This window comes from Pseudomonas sp. L5B5 (assembly GCF_020520285.1).
Lineage (GTDB): Bacteria > Pseudomonadota > Gammaproteobacteria > Pseudomonadales > Pseudomonadaceae > Aquipseudomonas.
Genome location: NZ_CP084742.1, coordinates 6,737,080 through 6,752,747, shown reverse-complemented (window position 1 = coordinate 6,752,747; position 15,668 = coordinate 6,737,080). Strand labels below are relative to the sequence as shown.

16 protein-coding genes and 1 tRNA gene are annotated in these 15,668 nt (G+C 62.9%); 4 read left to right on the top strand and 13 right to left on the bottom strand.

Going from position 1 to position 15,668, the window contains the following annotated elements:
• Nucleotides 1-273: 273 nt before the first annotated feature.
• Together LGQ10_RS31090 and LGQ10_RS31085 are read right to left on the bottom strand one after the other, a co-directional pair.
• Nucleotides 274-2,553 carry an FdhF/YdeP family oxidoreductase gene (locus LGQ10_RS31090; protein ID WP_226524209.1) on the bottom strand — a complete coding sequence of 760 codons (2,280 nt, stop codon included), beginning with the start codon at nt 2,551-2,553 and terminating at the stop codon, nt 274-276.
• Between the two features lie 236 nt (nt 2,554-2,789).
• The gene (locus LGQ10_RS31085) at nt 2,790-3,683 is read right to left on the bottom strand and encodes a DMT family transporter (protein WP_058436975.1); all 894 of its coding nucleotides are present in this window, start codon (nt 3,681-3,683) and stop codon (nt 2,790-2,792) included.
• Nucleotides 3,684-3,815: 132 nt separating this feature from the next.
• Here LGQ10_RS31085 and LGQ10_RS31080 point away from each other — a divergent pair, with 132 nt between their 5' ends.
• Nucleotides 3,816-4,253, top strand: coding sequence for an Lrp/AsnC family transcriptional regulator (locus LGQ10_RS31080; protein ID WP_226524208.1), 438 nt, complete (start codon nt 3,816-3,818; stop codon nt 4,251-4,253).
• Nucleotides 4,254-4,336: 83 nt separating this feature from the next.
• On the opposite strand, the gene LGQ10_RS31075 is transcribed toward LGQ10_RS31080, so the two are convergent.
• Complete coding sequence (locus tag LGQ10_RS31075) at nt 4,337-5,008, bottom strand: Bax inhibitor-1/YccA family protein (protein WP_058435873.1); 672 nt, start codon at nt 5,006-5,008, stop codon at nt 4,337-4,339.
• Nucleotides 5,009-5,131: 123 nt separating this feature from the next.
• Here LGQ10_RS31075 and LGQ10_RS31070 point away from each other — a divergent pair.
• A tRNA-Ser gene (locus LGQ10_RS31070) sits at nt 5,132-5,219 on the top strand.
• A gap of 396 nt (nt 5,220-5,615) precedes the next feature.
• Nucleotides 5,616-6,044: a hypothetical protein gene (locus LGQ10_RS31065; RefSeq protein WP_226524207.1), complete on the top strand. Its 429-nt coding sequence runs from the start codon at nt 5,616-5,618 to the stop codon at nt 6,042-6,044.
• 461 nt (nt 6,045-6,505) lie between these two features.
• Here the strand turns inward: LGQ10_RS31065 and LGQ10_RS31060 are convergent, their stop codons facing one another.
• The 6 genes from LGQ10_RS31060 to ykgO form a co-directional block, all read right to left on the bottom strand.
• A complete protein-coding gene (locus LGQ10_RS31060; RefSeq protein WP_226524206.1) occupies nt 6,506-6,925 on the bottom strand; it encodes a DapH/DapD/GlmU-related protein in 420 nt (139 codons plus the stop codon).
• A gap of 562 nt (nt 6,926-7,487) precedes the next feature.
• On the bottom strand, nt 7,488-7,625 hold the full coding sequence (locus LGQ10_RS31055; protein ID WP_226524205.1) for a PA0050 family protein: 138 nt from the start codon (nt 7,623-7,625) through the stop codon (nt 7,488-7,490).
• A gap of 54 nt (nt 7,626-7,679) precedes the next feature.
• Nucleotides 7,680-7,835 (bottom strand): PA0050 family protein, encoded by a 156-nt coding sequence (locus LGQ10_RS31050; RefSeq protein ID WP_413247643.1) that lies wholly within the window; start codon nt 7,833-7,835, stop codon nt 7,680-7,682.
• A 462-nt stretch (nt 7,836-8,297) separates the two neighbouring features.
• On the bottom strand, nt 8,298-9,134 hold the full coding sequence (locus LGQ10_RS31045; RefSeq protein WP_058433606.1) for a bifunctional allantoicase/(S)-ureidoglycine aminohydrolase: 837 nt from the start codon (nt 9,132-9,134) through the stop codon (nt 8,298-8,300).
• Nucleotides 9,135-9,311: 177 nt separating this feature from the next.
• Nucleotides 9,312-10,196: a LysR substrate-binding domain-containing protein gene (locus tag LGQ10_RS31040; RefSeq protein ID WP_058433607.1), complete on the bottom strand. Its 885-nt coding sequence runs from the start codon at nt 10,194-10,196 to the stop codon at nt 9,312-9,314.
• A gap of 158 nt (nt 10,197-10,354) precedes the next feature.
• Nucleotides 10,355-10,504, bottom strand: a complete 150-nt coding sequence (gene ykgO, locus LGQ10_RS31035; RefSeq protein ID WP_011062095.1) for a type B 50S ribosomal protein L36 — start codon at nt 10,502-10,504, stop codon at nt 10,355-10,357.
• A gap of 155 nt (nt 10,505-10,659) precedes the next feature.
• Between ykgO and LGQ10_RS31030 the strand changes: the two genes are divergently transcribed.
• The gene (locus LGQ10_RS31030) at nt 10,660-10,869 is read left to right on the top strand and encodes a hypothetical protein (RefSeq protein WP_226524203.1); all 210 of its coding nucleotides are present in this window, start codon (nt 10,660-10,662) and stop codon (nt 10,867-10,869) included.
• A 211-nt stretch (nt 10,870-11,080) separates the two neighbouring features.
• Here the strand turns inward: LGQ10_RS31030 and LGQ10_RS31025 are convergent, their stop codons facing one another.
• The 4 genes from LGQ10_RS31025 to LGQ10_RS31010 all read right to left on the bottom strand — a co-directional run bounded on the left by LGQ10_RS31025 (nt 11,081) and on the right by LGQ10_RS31010 (nt 15,665).
• Nucleotides 11,081-12,313 carry a TPM domain-containing protein gene (locus LGQ10_RS31025; protein ID WP_226524202.1) on the bottom strand — a complete coding sequence of 411 codons (1,233 nt, stop codon included), beginning with the start codon at nt 12,311-12,313 and terminating at the stop codon, nt 11,081-11,083.
• A gap of 155 nt (nt 12,314-12,468) precedes the next feature.
• A complete protein-coding gene (locus tag LGQ10_RS31020) occupies nt 12,469-13,875 on the bottom strand; it encodes an aldehyde dehydrogenase family protein (RefSeq protein ID WP_226524201.1) in 1,407 nt (468 codons plus the stop codon).
• Between the two features lie 10 nt (nt 13,876-13,885).
• The gene (locus tag LGQ10_RS31015) at nt 13,886-14,929 is read right to left on the bottom strand and encodes a homoserine dehydrogenase (RefSeq protein WP_226524200.1); all 1,044 of its coding nucleotides are present in this window, start codon (nt 14,927-14,929) and stop codon (nt 13,886-13,888) included.
• Nucleotides 14,930-15,227: 298 nt separating this feature from the next.
• Entirely contained in the window at nt 15,228-15,665 is a 438-nt protein-coding gene (locus LGQ10_RS31010; RefSeq protein ID WP_226524199.1) for an Lrp/AsnC family transcriptional regulator, read from the bottom strand.
• Nucleotides 15,666-15,668: the final 3 nt, after the last annotated feature.

Below are 15,668 nucleotides of genomic sequence, written 5' to 3'. Positions count from 1 at the left end.
GCTCCCTCGCCACCACAGCCGGTTCCAGGCCAATAGAGGGTGATCAGGGTTGCGGCTGGCAGCTTGCTGATCGTTCGCACGACTCTCGACCCAGTGCTCGCCGCTGCTTCCAGAACGGGGCGCGGGTCTTCAGGTAATCCATGATGAGACACTGGCCTCGCACGCCCCTGTAGCCGCTGCTGAGCCTGCGAAGCTGCGCAAAGGCCCGCAGGGCCTTGCTTGGAGCCGCGGCGCTTTCACGATCTTCGCGGCCGCTGCGCGCCCGTGCGCAGCCTACGGCAGCGGCACGGTTGAACGCACGACGCGTACAGGCACCGATTTGTAGGACGGCGTGCCGCTGTCGACGTCCAGGTAGTCCAGCGGCACCAGGCGGTTGGCCTCGGGGTAGTAGGCACCGACGGTGCCCGGGGCGATCTTGTACTCGACGGCGGTGATGTTCTCGTAGCGCAGACGCCGGCCCTCGGTCACCGTCTCGATGTCCACCAGGTCGCCATGGGCCAGGCCCCGGGCCGCCAGGTCCGTCGGGCTGATGAACAGCACGTCGCGACGGCCGAATACCCCGCGATAACGATCGTCCAGGGCATAGATGGTGGTGTTGTACTGGTCGTGGCTGCGCAGGGTCACCAAGCGCAGGACATCAGCACCGTCCACTTCCTTGTCTTCGTGCAATCCGGGGAAGACAAAGAACTCGGCCTTGCCCGAGGGCGTCAGCCACCGCCGCTCGGCCGCCGCCAGGGGCATGCGGAAACCGCCCGGCACGCGGATGCGGGCGTTGTAGTCGTCGAAGCCGGGCACGGTGCGTTCGATCAGGTCGCGGATCTTGTCGTAGTCGGCCACCAGTTCCAGCCACGGCACCTTGCTCGCGGTCAGCGTCGCCTTGGCCATGCCGGCGACGATCGCCGGTTCCGACATCAGGGCTTGCGAGGCCGGGGCCAGCTTGCCGGCCGAGGCATGGACCATGGACATCGAGTCCTCGACGGTGATCGCCTGGCGCAGGCCGTCCTGCACATCCAGTTCAGTGCGGCCCAGGCACGGAAGAATGAAGGTTTCCCGGGCCACCAGCAGGTGGCTGCGGTTGAGCTTGGTGGCGATGTGCACGCTCAAGTCGAGCTGGCCCATGGCCGGGAAACACTGGCCAGGGTCCGGCAAGGCCACGGCGAAGTTGCCGCCTAGGCACAGCAGGGCCTTGGCGCTGCCGGCGATCATCGCCTGCATGGCTTGCACCGCGTCATGGCCATGGGCTGCCGGTGGCTTGAAGCCGAACACTTGCTCGAGTTTGTCGAGAAACGGTTGCGCAGGTTTTTCAGTGATGCCGACGGTGCGGTTGCCCTGCACGTTGGAGTGGCCGCGCAGCGGGCAGATCCCGGCCCCGGGCTTGCCCAGGTTGCCCCTCAGCATCAGCAGGTCGCAGATCAGCCGGACATTGGCGGTGCCCTCGTTGTGCTGGGTGATGCCCATGCCGTAGGTGACGATGGTGGCATTGGACTTGGCATAGGCCGCGGCGACCAGTTCCATGTCTGCCTGGTGCAGGCCGCTGGCCTGTTCGATATCCGCCCATTGGGTGGCGTGCAGGTCGGCCTCCAGCGCAGCGAAGCCCAGGGTGTGCTGGGCAATGAAGTCGCGGTCCAGCACCTGTCCCAGGCTGTCTTCCAGGGCCAGCAGGGCCTTCATGATGCCCTTGATCGCGGCCGCGTCGCCGCCGGCCTTGACCTGGAAGTACGACGAGGCGATGCGGGTGGAGCCATAGGTGGCCATCTCTACCATGTTCTGCGGATCGGCGAACCGCTCCAGGGCCCGCTCGCGCAGCGGGTTGAAGACCATGATCGGCACCTTGCGCCGTGACGCTTCGTGCAGGGTGCCCATCATCCGCGGATGGTTGGTGCCGGGGTTGTGACCGATGGAGATGATCAGCTCACAGGTATCGAAATCCTCCAGCGATACCGTGCCCTTGCCAATGCCTATGGACCTGGGCAGACCGACGCTGGTGGGCTCGTGGCACATGTTCGAACAGTCCGGGAAGTTGTTGCAGCCATACTCCCGGGCGAACAGCTGGTACAGGTAGGCCGCCTCGTTGGAGGCGCGGCCCGAGGTGTAGAACTCCACCTGTTCGGGGGCCAGGCCGCGCAAGATCTGGCCAATGCGTTCGAAGGCGGCTTGCCATTGCACTGGCTTGAAGGTGTCGCTGGCACGGTCGTAGACCAGCGGCTCGGTGAGGCGCCCGAGGTCCTCCAGCTGATAGTCCGAACGCTGCAGCAGCGAGGCCACCGGATGGCTGGCCAGGAACTCGGACGTCACCCGTTTGTTGGTGGCCTCCCAGGTCACCGCCTTGGCGCCATTCTCACAGAACTGGAAGGTCGACTTGTGCTCCTTGTCCGGCCAGGCACAACCCGGGCAGTCGAAGCCGTCGGGCTGGTTGGTGCGCATCAGGGTCAAGGGCGCCTTGAGGGTGTCCATCTGCTCGCGCACGGCCGTGGCCGTTGCCTTGAGCGCACCCCAGCCACCGGCGGGACCATCGTAGCTACGGACTCCGGGAACCTTGCGTCGAGTGCTCATGATCGCTCCGGCGCCAACCGGTCCTGTGGGGCGCGAGCTGGCAATGACAGGTGATCGACCACCGGGGCGGCGCAGGCATGCGCCATGCACCCGGCGATGATCCAGGCATCAATGGCCGGTTCGCCAGGCGGCTGGATCATGGGGGACGTGCGCCACAACGTCGCGGCGCATGGTGAAATCTAGCCCTGCGCCCCTGGCTGTCAAGGCCGGGCGTCGGTCGGTGCGGCCGGGCTCGCTCACTGCTGGAGGGCACGCCAGGGCCTCAAGCTCCACCCCTGTTGCATGCCCGCGGCGGCCAGCAGGATGGCCCCCACACCGAGCCACTGCAGCCAGCCCAGGCGATGCCCGAACGCCAGCCAGTCGACGAAGATCGCCGCAATCGGATAGATGAACGACAGGGCGCCGATCAGCGCGGTCGGCAGCTTCTGGATCGCGCCGTAGAGCAGCACGTACATCACCCCGGTATGGATGATGCCCAGGGCCAGCAGGCTGGCCCATGCAGTGGCCTCCTGGGGCGGCGTACCGAGGTTGGCCCAGGGTGCCAGCAACAGCACCCCGGTGCAGACCTGGACCAGCGCGATCAGGTGCGGCGGGATACCCTTCAAGCGCTTGATCAGCAACGCGGCGAAGGCATACAGCAAGGCCGCCCCCAGGGCCAGGGCGATACCCAGCAGGTAGTCGTTGCCGGCTTCCCCCTGCCCTTCATGGGCACTGACGATCGCCAGCATCCCGGCGAACGACAGGCCCAGCCAGGACAGTTTCTGCGCCGTGATCCTTTCCCCCAGAAACAGGGCACCCAGCCCCACCAGGATGAACGGCTGGACGTTGTAAACCGCAGTGCCGATGGCGATCGAGGCCCGGGAATAGGAGCTGAACAGCAGCACCCAATTGCCGACGATGGCCGCACCGCTGACCACAGCCAGGATCAGCGCCTGCCGGGAGAGAATGCCCCTGCGCAGGAAACCCAGGGCGGCGCAGATCAGCAGCAAGGCGGCGGCGCCAAACAGGCAGCGCCAGAACACCACGTCCAGCACCGGCTGCCCGGAGACCAGGACGAACCAGCCAATGGTCCCGGAAATCAACATGGCGGCGCTCATTTCCAGCGATCCGCGACGAATCAGTGCATCCATCATCAGGCTCCTTTATCAGTCACCAGATTATGCGCAACCCATCGGTAGACTCACCATGGCCAATCCTAGGCTAGACTCAGCCGGCACCTTTTTTATCAAGGCAAAACCACCTATCAACCTAACGAGATTGCCATGCTGGATGCTATTGACCAGGCACTGATCAGTGCCCTGATGCAGGATTCCCGACGTTCGCTCAAGGCCCTGGGGCAAATCAGCGGGTTGTCCGCCCCCAGTGTCGCCGAGCGCCTGCGCAGGCTCGAGGAACGCGGGGTGATCAGCGCCTATACCCTGGAAGTCGATCCCAGGTTCCTGGGTTACCAGTTGCAGGCCATCGTGCGTATCCGGCCATTGCCGGGCAAGCTGCAGGAAGTCGAGCGGCAGATCCTGGCGATTGCCGAATTCACCGAGTGCGACAAGGTCACCGGCGACGACTGCTTTATCGCCCGTCTCCAGGTGCGTTCCATGGAACAACTGGACAGCTTGCTGGACCGTCTCAACCAGTACGCCGAAACCAATACCTCGATCGTCAAGAAGTCGCCGATAAAGCGCCGACTGCCGCCCATGGAATGATCACGGCCCCTGCCCCGGCCAGTAGAACCGAGCCATAAAAAAACCCGCCGAAGCGGGTTTTTCCAAGGTCGTGGACCTGGAGATCAATCGTCGCGGCTCATGATGCCGAACAACTGCAGCAGGCTGACGAACAGGTTGTAGATCGATACATACAGGCTGATGGTCGCCATGATGTAGTTGCGCTCGCCGCCGTGGATGATGGCACTGGTCTGGAACAGGATGCACACCGAGGAGAACAGCACGAAGCCGGCGCTGATCGCCAGTTGCAGGCCGCTGATCTGGAAGAACAGGCTGGCCAGCACGGCGCCCATCAGGACGAAGAAACCGGCGGTGATGAAACCACCCAGGAAGCTCATGTCCTTGCGAGTGATCAGCACGTAGGCCGACAGGCCACCGAACACCAGCGCCGTCATGGCGAAGGCCGAGCTGACGACTTCAGCGCCGCCCTGCATGCCCAGGTAGCGGTTGAGGATCGGGCCCAGCAGGAAACCCATGAAGCCGGTCAGGGCGAACGTCGAGACCAGGCCCCAGACCGAATCGCGGAGCTTGCTGGTGAGGAAGAACAGACCGTAGAAACCGATCAGCACTACGAAGACGTTCGGGTAGCCGACACGCATCTGTTGTGCCACATAAGCCATGACACCGCTGAAGGCGAGGGTCAGGGCCAACAGGCCGTAGGTGTTGCGCAGGACGCGGCTAACCTCTAGCTGCTCGGCCTGCACGCCGTTGTTGACTGCGTAATCCTGTTCGCGCATGGCGACACTCCTGTTGGGGGAAACATTTAGTGGCAAGGATGATAACAGAGGCGCTGTAACTCGCGACGCAGAGAGTTTGACAGTGTGTTTCATTCGGGTATTATGGCGCCCGCAACGCGATCTGGAGGTGTGGCCGAGTGGTTTAAGGCAGCGGTCTTGAAAACCGCCGACTGTAACAGGTCCTAGAGTTCGAATCTCTACGCCTCCGCCAAATCTCAACGAGAAAGCCCTGATTTTTCAGGGCTTTTTTGTGTCTGGCATATTTTGCTTCTGACCTATCGGCATCGACCAAGCTCAAGCGTTTTTGGACGCGTCCGAATATTTTGATCTTTTGAAGAGGCTTTCGCCTCAATCTACTGCAACCGCAATATGCCGATGGCGCATACTGCTGTAGCCCGCCTCCGGCGCTCTGCCGAGCCAGCAGCCTCCCTCCCCACATACAGTTCGTCCGCTTCCGGTAGCCGGAACTTTCAATCGAAATACTGTATGCACACAGAACGATCTCCCCGCTTTCCCTTAATCAATGCGTAACAGGCGATTGGCTTGCGCCCGCTGGACAGAATAATCAGTCCGCTATAGTTTTGCGTTCCCACCAAGGAGGAAGCAAATGGCCATCGAAATTGGAGCAGCTGCACTCGAGGCACTCAAGATCTTCAATAGTCCCACCGGATACCTCATTGACGCATTCGAAAAATCGGTGAGTGATCGCCTTGAGCCAGTTGAGATCGAGGAGCTGCGCATCGAGGCCGAGCGCAGGGAGCTAGAAATGCGCATGTCCGAGGCTGAGGCGCGGGTAGCCCAAGAGCTGGCTATCGCGCGGCGCATCGAAACAGCCCATGAAGTGGAAATGACAGAATATTTCGATTATTCGGGCAAGGGTCACGCCGGGGTGAGAGCCGACGGCGAAGGCTTCAGCGCCGGAATAGGAGCCTCTGGCCGAAAAGTGAGCAAACGGAAATTCGTTTTCAAAGGCGGCCCAGCATTTGCTGAGGTTGAAAAGAATCTCGAACAGACTCAGGTTACTACGGACGCTTAGACTCGCGCTTCTTTGAAAAACAAGCTCCAGTAATGCAGCAGTAGCGTTCAAATCAACCTGAGGGCCGTACAATCAGCGGCCTTCTCCTAAAATTTCGTCTAGTACAGTTCATCGAGCTCCATCCAGAAAGACAGGAAGCTTTCGAACAGTATTAGCCCCCCATACCCCATACATCTCGTCGCCTCAAATCGCAGGCCTGCGAAACCTCGATTACTGTATGTATACACAGAATAGGATTCGAGGTAGTACCGTGCATACCGAAGAGAGCGACACAGCCGATTGGCTGCCGTATCTCACACACCACACGATAGAGCGCACTCGCAGAAGGATTCCATGTATGTCGTGTTCAGCGGCCGCTGATTCGATGACCAGTACCGAGCACGGAAGATGCTTTGCGAGTTCTTTGCCAGGCCTGTACTTGCACACAAGACATGCCCCGGCGCGAAGCAGGCATGGCCCGTTCAAACCGGGGGCGGGGTTACAAGCCACTTCTTGAACCTGGCCGGCGAACCGGCATAAAGCGCATTGGGCGCGACATCCTGGGTCACCACGCTGTTGGCCGCCACCACGCTGTTTTGCCCGATGCTGACACCTGGCAAGACCACGGAGCCCGCCCCTATCCAGGCATTGTCCCCGACGGTGATTGGCGCGGTGTAGTCGTTGCTCTTGCGCCGATCCGGGTGCACATCGTGGCTAGTGGTGCACAGCCGCACCTGTGGCCCCAGCATGGCGTGGCGACCAATGCGAATGGGCGCTTCGTCCAGGAATACGCAACCGCTGTTGATGAAGGCCCCTTCACCCAGCTCCAGGTTGCCACGCTCGAAATAGAACGGTGGGCGAATGACCACGCGCCCCTCGGTGCGAATGCCCGTTTTGGCCATGAAGCGATTTGCCTGTTTCTTGCCCAGATCGTGGGTATCAAGCAACCGGATGAATTGACGTGGGGATAACCTGCGCTTGAGTTTTGCGACGAGTAAAAGCAAGTGAGACATCCAATGACGTGAGGGCTGTTCAAGACCGCATGACCCACGACCGAAACAAAGCGAGCGGGCTTGAGGAGCGAGATGTTCCGGAGGCAATGGCATCGCCAGGTCGGGCTTTGCGTCTCAACGCTTGATCGCTTGAGCCGATTGCCCTGGCTTGCACTCGACCCGGAACGTCGAATCTGGGGGAGCGTAATACTCCATCCAAGTGCAAATTGCCACTCTTTCGCCAGGCGAACGCGGGACGGCCAACCCAGGGAAAAAGCCGTGCGCCAAGGGGCTCATGAGAGCAGTGAGGGTGGTCGGCCTCAATAGCGTTTCACCCACGGGGCAGTCAGGGTGATATCGATCACGCCAGGAAAAGCCTTCAGCGTTTGGGGAGTCCTGCGCGAAGTGCAGGCACTATCAAGCGTCTTGCCCGGCAGGCCTGGCGGGTGCCAGGTCTGCCGGGCAAGTTACCTTACGGGCACACGCAGGTGGATGGCCCAAATACCGGGCCACTGCACGGGTCCTTGGACGGACCGAACACCGGGCACGAGGCCTGGGCAGTCAGGGAGAAACCGCACAGCAGCAATACCGCCAACATCACTTTCTTCATTCAAGACCTCCTGGTCAGTCACACAACATTCCATAGCCCTTGTCGGGGTACAGGTCAGTTACTGGGGCACTCGCACACCGTGGGCGTCGGCCCGAGCACAGGCTTCGTGCACGGATCATCCCAAGGGCCCAATACCGCGCAATCGGCGTACGCCGTGGCCGAGAACACCCAAAACAGCAGCGAAGCCGCCATAAATTTCTTTTTCAACATGACCTCCTTGGTCGAAACATCGATAACGATCCGCGTCCATTTCTGCAGCGTTACAAGCATCTACAGGAAGCTGGACACCCGCCCACCCTGCAGTGTGAAGCGATATCCGCCTGCACCAGAGCAAGCCCGCAACAGCAAACACCAAGCCGCGCGATCACGCCAGTGCGACACGCTGTCACGCGGGCCTGAACACCGACGAAACACAGAAGGTGGCCGGACGAGGCGCTTGCCAAACCATCCATTGCGGGTTGGTTCACGCCGGGTATTCCCTCAGGTCACCGGGGCCGGTTGCAACGTCCGGCGGGCTTGGCCGCGACGGAGCGGCCTGAGGGAGCAGGCAGATCGGCCGGGCCTGCTGCTCCGGTCTGCTGCCGGGACAAAAGAAAACCGGCGATCGCTCGCCGGTCTTGTCGGAATCTGTACAGCCAGGGCAGGAGTTGATCGCTGCCCTGGCCACGCGCATCAATGTGGCGCGTTCAGGGTCAGGCGCATCTGGCGGTTCACATCCTTGTACAGCAGGTAGCGGAAGCGACCCGGGCCGCCGGAATAGCAGGCCTGCGGGCAGAACGCACGCAACCACATGAAGTCACCAGCCTCGACCTCGACCCAATCCTGGTTCAGGCGATACACCGCCTTGCCTTCCAGCACATAGAGGCCATGTTCCATGACGTGGGTCTCGGCGAACGGAATCACGCCGCCCGGCTCGAAGTTGACAATGTTGACGTGCATGTCATGGCGCATGTCACTCATGTCGACGAAGCGGGTGGTGCTCCAGCGACCTTCGGTGTCGGGCATCACCCGCGGCTCGATGTCTTGCTCGTTGGTGACGAAGGCCTCCGGGTACGGCACGCCATCGACCTTCTGGTAGTGCTTGCGGATCCAGTGAAAGCGCGCTTCGGTGCCAGTGGTGTTGCGCAGCTTCCAGTCGGCAGCCGGCGGGATGAAGGCATAACCGCCCGGCGTCAGCACATGCTCCTGGCCTTGCAGGGTAAGCGTGACTTCGCCTTCGACGACGAACAGCACCGCCTCGGCGTTGGGGTCCTGTTCAGGCTTGTCGCTGCCGCCATTGGGACCGACTTCAACGATGTACTGGGAGAAGGTCTCGGCGAACCCCGACAGCGGGCGAGCGATGACCCACATGCGCATGTTGTCCCAATGGGGCAAATGGCTGGTGACGATGTCGCGCATCACGCCCTTGGGGATCACCGCATAGGCTTCGGTGAACATCGCACGGTCGGTGAGCAGCTCGGTCTGGGCCGGGTGCCCGCCGTGCGGCGCGTAGTAAGTGGACTTGGACATGGAGACTCTCCTCATTGTTGTTTTGCTGCCCCGCGCATGACAGGTGGCGGGGTGAACAAAGCCTGGGTCCAACGCAACGACGCGGACGGCCATGACCGCCACGATATCCAGCGGCAACTTCATGCACAAATTAAATACTGAAATACGCGACATTCATTTATCGAATTACAGACCGACTTATCCCGCCGTGTCCTGGGCCAGTACCCGGGACAATACCCGCGCCAGCTCCTTGACCATCGGGTCAGCCGCTGGACGGTGCAGCAGCGCCACCTCGAACACATCCACTGCCGGCAGCCCGGTGGTCCTGGACAGTACCTGGTGGTCCGCCGTGACCGCTCGCAACGGCAGCAGGCCGATGCCCATGCCGTCGGCAATGGCGGACTGCAAGCCACTGAGGCTGGAGCTGGTGAAGCTGATGTGCCAGCGTCGACCGACGCCCTCCAGGGCATTGATCATTTCATCGCGATAGACCCCCCGTGGCGGAAAGGTCACGATCGGCAGCGGATCCAGGTCGATGCAGGGGTTCCTCGCACTGTCCACCCAGCGGGTTTTCTCCGGCCAGCAGGCCTGCGCCTCACGGCTGTTCTGGCGTTGCTTGAGCAGCACCAGGTCCAGCTCACCGCGGTCGTAGCTGGCACTCAGGTCGCGACTCATGCCACTGGTGACCTCCAGCTTGACCTGCGGGTAATGCCGATTGAAGGCCGCTAGCTGTTCGGTGGTCCGGCCGGTGGCAAAGTCATCGGGTACGCCGATGCGCACCGTCAAGGCCACCGTGGCTCCGGACAGGGCCTCGAGCATTTCGTCATTCAGCGCCAGCAGGCGCCGCGCATAACCCAGCAGCGTCGTACCGGCATCGGTGGGCAAGACATCGCGGTTGCCGCGCTCGAGCAGCCGATGCCCGGCCATCTCTTCCAGGCGACGAATCTTCTGGCTGACCGTGGATTGGGTAGAGTGCAGGCGCGTGGCCGCCGTGGTGAAACTGCCGCAGTCGGCCACCGTGACAATGGCCCGCAACAAGTCGAGGTCGAACAGGCGGCTATTGGGTTTCTCAATGTCGCTCATGCTGATATCTGTTTTCTGAATGCGTTGCGCCTTTCTACCGGGTCTGGCCCGGGGAAACAATGGCCCGCATCCCACGGGGCAACGCGCCCAGGGCCCGGGGCGCTGTCGAGAGCGGGCAGTTCGCACAGCGCCCTGCTCCTCCCGACCTACCGCTGCACTCACCCCTTGTTCCGGTTCTTGGCCCCGCCCTGGCGGGCCTTGAAGCGCGGGTTGGATTTGCAGATCACATAGATCCGACCACGGCGCTTGACGATCTGGCAGTCACGGTGGCGATTCTTGGCTTCCTTGAGGGACGACAGGACTTTCATGGGCGATGTTTCCTTGGGCTGATTTAGATGTAATAACATAACATAATAAACAATGAGAACAATTATCAAACTCACCAAAAACAACCCCCAGCACTAAAGTCCGGCAAAGAACGGCCGCTACCCAGGGTTCAACCCTCACTCACGGAAGCAGTGACATGAACATCAGCAATCGCCCTCTGCCCCCACTGACCAGCGGCGGCACTCACGGCCCCATCACCCTCCCCGTCTCCGACACTCCGCCGCCACCACTGACCGCCGAACAGAAGGAAGCACTGGAGCGGCTCAGGGACAAGCTCAAGGAAACGCCTACCCCACCGGTCGCGCTCCCTCCGGCAAAAACCTCACTGATCGATGAAGTGGTCTGATCGGCAATCGGCGGACACGGCCATGCCATGGCCGGTCCGCACACGGTATGAACCGGCGAACGCCATCAGGCCATGATCGTGAAGCGGGTGGGATTTGCCACGAGGTGTGCAAGAGGATGTTCGCCCGGCCTCACCCACTGTTGGCGCAGCAGTCACTCAACCCATGAATCCGCACGCGCTGGCGCAACTCAGGTTGTCCTCCCCTGCACCGTCACCAACTGCCCGACGCCCCGCCACCGCCACTGGAACCGCCGCCCCCGGAGAAACCGCCCCCCGAGCTTGAGTGGCCACCACCGCTGCTGCCACCGCCGCTGCTCCAGCGAAAGCCACTGCCGACGGCAAACAGTATGAAACTCAGGAAATAGGCGAACGGCACTACCGTCAGCCAACGCTGGGCCGCCTGCCAGGCATCCACGCCCAGGCCCATCAGCAGGACCAGCGTCAGCAGCACGGCAAAGCGCCACAAAAAGCCCCGAGGGCTCCTGCGCCAGCTGTTGCGCATCATCCAGTACAGCAGCCAATGGCCGCCCAGCACCAGTAGCACCCCCGCTGGCCAGGCCAGGCCATAGAGGAAAGTCAGACTGCCCAGATACTGGCTGACCAGGGTCAGCAGGCCGATGTACAGCAGCAGTCCCAGCACCCCGTAGAACACCCCTCGTGCCTGCCACAGTCCGGCGAAGGTCGCACCGCCGATCAACATGCACAACGGCACCAGGAACAACTGCGCCAGCCACTCATGGCCGCCCACGGCTCCCACCAGCACCGCTATCAGCACCACTGCGCCCCCCAGTACCCGGCGCCAGTTCCAGCCGGCAGCCAGCATCACCCCCGCCACCGAGCCGAAAATGAACGCCAGCAGCAAGGCATAGGCTTCCAGTGGCACCGCCAGCTCCGCAGGCTCCGGCAGCCCCGCAGGCTTGGGCAACAAGCCCCCGTCCACCAGCAGGATCAGGTCGTCCAGGGCACGGTCGATACCGCCGGCAAAGTCGCCCTGACGAAAGGCCGGGGCCAGGTCTTGGGCGATGATCTGCCCGGCCAGCAGGTCGGTGACCACCGGCTCCAGGCCATAGCCGACCTCGATCCGCACCTTGCGGTCGTTCTTCGCCACCAGCAGCAGGATGCCGTCGTCTACGCCCTTGCGCCCCAGCTTCCAGGCACGAAACAGCTGGTTGCCCAACGCCTCGATGCTCTGCTGGCCCAGGTTGGGCACCAGCATCACCGCGATCTGCGCGCCGCGGCGCTGCTCCAGCGCCTCCAGCTTGTGCACCATCCGCTCCTGGGTGGCGCTATCCAAGGTCGCGGTCAGGTCGATCACCCGCCGGTCCAGGGGCACCTTCACCAGCCCCGGCGGCGCTTCCTCGGCGTGCACCAGGGCCGGCAACAGCAGCCCGAGAAACAGCGCGAGCCACAGGCCACGCCCTTGTTGCAACCACACTTTGATCATCGGCCTGCTTCCCGCATCGTTCATCCTGAAGCGGCGAACTCTACCACTGCCCGTATCGCGGCCGATTCACCGCCCCGCGTCGCCAGCAAAAAAACACCGGGCAGGTGACCAAACCTGCCCGGTGCCGACGACCTGTCGTGTTACGGCTACGCTCTTCAGCCGAGGCGGTTCAAGCAGATCACCTTGGGCTGGGTCATTTCCTCATAGGCAAAACGCACCCCTTCGCGCCCCAGGCTGCCGTACTTGAAGCCACCAAAGGGCATGGCATCGAAACGGTAGTCGGAAGAGTCGTTGATCATCACCCCACCCGCCTCGATGCGCCGTGCGGCATCCATGGCGATACGCAGATCGTTGGTGAAGATTCCCGCATGCAGGCTGTACTCCGGCTGGTTGGCCAGGGCGATGGCCTGGTCCAGGTCGTCGAACGGTTGCAAGACCACCACTGGCGCAAAGACCTCGTCCTGCCACAGGCGACTGTGGTGGTCGACGTTCTCCAGCACCGTGGCGGCGTAGCAGGAACCCTGGCGCTGGTGCCCGCACAGCAGCCGCGCGCCTTGCTGCAGGGCTTCGTCCACCGTCGCCTGGGCGCGCTGCGCCGCCTGCAGGCTGATCATCGGTCCGATGTCCGTGCTGCTGGCCAGCGGGTCGCCACTGACCTGAGTACGGGCAAGACGGACAAAAGCCTCGCGAAACGCCTCATAGATCGGGGCCTGGACCAACAGGCGCTGGGTGCCGATGCAGTTCTGCCCCGCCGCCCAGAAGGCCCCGGACACGCAGCTTTCCACCGTCGCCGCCAGGTCGCAGTCGGCCATCACGATTACCGGCGCGTTGCCGCCCAGGTCCATGGCCAGCTTCTTCAACCCGGCGCTGCGGGCGATCTGCTCGCCGGTGACGAAGCCCCCGGTGAACGACACCATGCGCACCTCGCGGGCCTCCACCAGGGCCCTGCCCAAATCCGCGCCACCGGTGGCCAGGGTCACCACCGACGCTGGCAGGCCGGCATCGCACAGGTACCCCACCAGCTTGATCGCCGACAGCGGCGCCAGCTCCGAAGGCTTGAGAATCACCCCGTTGCCGCCAGCAATCGCCGGACCAAGCTTGTGCGCCACCAGGTTCAACGGATCGTTGTAAGGCGTGATCGCCAGGATCAGCCCCAGGGGCTCGCGAGAGAACCAGCCCTGGCGGTTTTGCGAGCCTTCGTAAGCGTCGAAGGGCAGTACCTCACCGGCATTGCGCTTGGCCTCTTCGGCCGACAGCTTGAGGGTATTGACGCAGCGCTTGACCTCCTTCTGCGCCTGTTTCAGGGTCTTGCCCGCCTCATCGACGATCAACCGGGCGAAGTGTTCGGCGTCACGTTCAATGTTCAGGGCCGCCTGCTCGAGAATCCGCGCCCGCTGGAAACGCGGCAGCGCCGCGCAGGCCTGCACGCCCTCGCGGGCCTGCTGCAACAGGTAGGGCACGGCGCTGGCATCGGTGCGCGGCACGCTGCCGATGACCCGTCCATCAAAGGGGCTGCGCACTTCAATCGTATCGGCGACAGGCACCAGGCGAGACAGATTCATGGGCATTCTCCTAGCGAGCCGAGCGCGACTGGTGGATATGGATGATGTCCGAGAGCAAGGCAAAGGCCGTCTCGATGCGCCCGGCGCCCGGACCGGAAACCGTCACCGCCCCCAACAGCTCGGTGTTGAACGACAGCGCATTGATCGCCCCGGAGATACCTGCCAGCGGATGCTCCTGCGCCAACAGGCACGGCTCGACACTGGCCTGCAGGGAGCCGTCGGCAAGACGCCGGGCGGAACCGACCAGCTTCCAACACGCGCCCTCGGCACGGGCCTGGGCCAAGTCCTGGGCCGTCAGGCCGGAGATCCCGCGACAGGCAACGTCATTGACCGTCAACTGTGCACCCAAGAGTTCGTTGGCCAGGATCACCACCTTCAGGCGCACATCGAAGCCTTCGACATCCGCGCTCGGATCGGCCTCGGCGTACCCCAGGGCCTGGGCCTCGGCCACCGCTTCGGCAAAGCCCAGGCCGGCTTCCATTCGGGTCAGCACAAAGTTGGACGTGCCGTTGAGGATGCCTTCGAAACCCAGCAGCCCACTGCCGGCCAGGGACTGCTTGGCCATGCGGATCACCGGGGTGCCGCTCATCACCGCGCCTTCGTACTCGAACGCCGCCTGATTGCGCTGGGCCAGGGCCTTGAGCTCGGCGCCGTGCAGGGCAATGGGGCCCTTGTTGGTGGTTACCACATGCTTGCCCCGCTCCAGGGCCCAGCGGCAGAAGGTGCTGGCCGGCTCGCCGTCCACCGGATTGGTGAAGGTAGCCTCGGCGATGATGTCGGCGCCGGAGTCCTTGATCACCTGTTCGTTGAGCGCCTCCACCTGGCCGCCCGGCAGTTGCGCCAAGGCGCCCTTGGTTGCCGGCAGCTTGCTCAGCAGACCGGCATCCAGCCCCTGGGGAGCGACGATGGAACCCAGGAACAGATCGCTGATGCCAACGATCTTCAAGCTGAAACCCAGTTGTTTTTTCCACGCCTGATTGCGCTCGGCAATCAGTTGCGCCAGGGCTCGGTTGACCCCGCCGAAGCCCACCAGGGCGATGTTGTATTCAGTCATTTTTGTTGTGTTCCATCCGGGTTGAGAAGCTGATGGACACAAGGTTAGGGGTCGGGCCCGGGCAGTGAAATATGCCGTTTTGCTGTATTTGCTGAGCATTTTGCCCAGCGCCCGTGACCACTGCCGAAGGCTGCGCCCGGCTCCGCAGGAGACGCTAACCCTGGCGGTGCGGTCCATCAGGACACCACACAGGGTTCCATTCATCGCAACATGCTGATTTACCGCGCGGGAAGGTCCTTCGGGCCTTTTAGCAGGCTGCGCCAGCGGCTACAGGAGGCCAGAAGATCGGGCTTCGCGCTCAGGCCACCGAGGACAAGACAAAGGACGTCACGGTGTTTTCCACCCCGGGCAAGGCGGCGATTTCATTCCACACCCGATGCACCCGCTCAGCCGTCGCCGCGCTGACCCGCACCAGCACATCGAACTCGCCGCTGAGCACTTCGCACTGGACGATCTCCGGCATCGCGCGCAGCGCCTGCAATACATCGGCACCGCGCATGCGGTCGTAGCGGTAGACGAAGATCAGCGCATTGATCCGGGTGTGCGCCCCACGCCCCTCGCCCACCCGGATGGTGTAGCCCTGGATCGCACCGTCGCGCTCCAGGCGCTCGATGCGCTGGCGCACCGCGTTGCGCGACAGGTTGACCTTGGCCGCCAGCTCGGCATGGGCCGCCCGGGCATTGCGGGTCAGCTCGGCGATGATGCGCTCGTCCAGTGGATCCAGAATCCGCTTCATGAA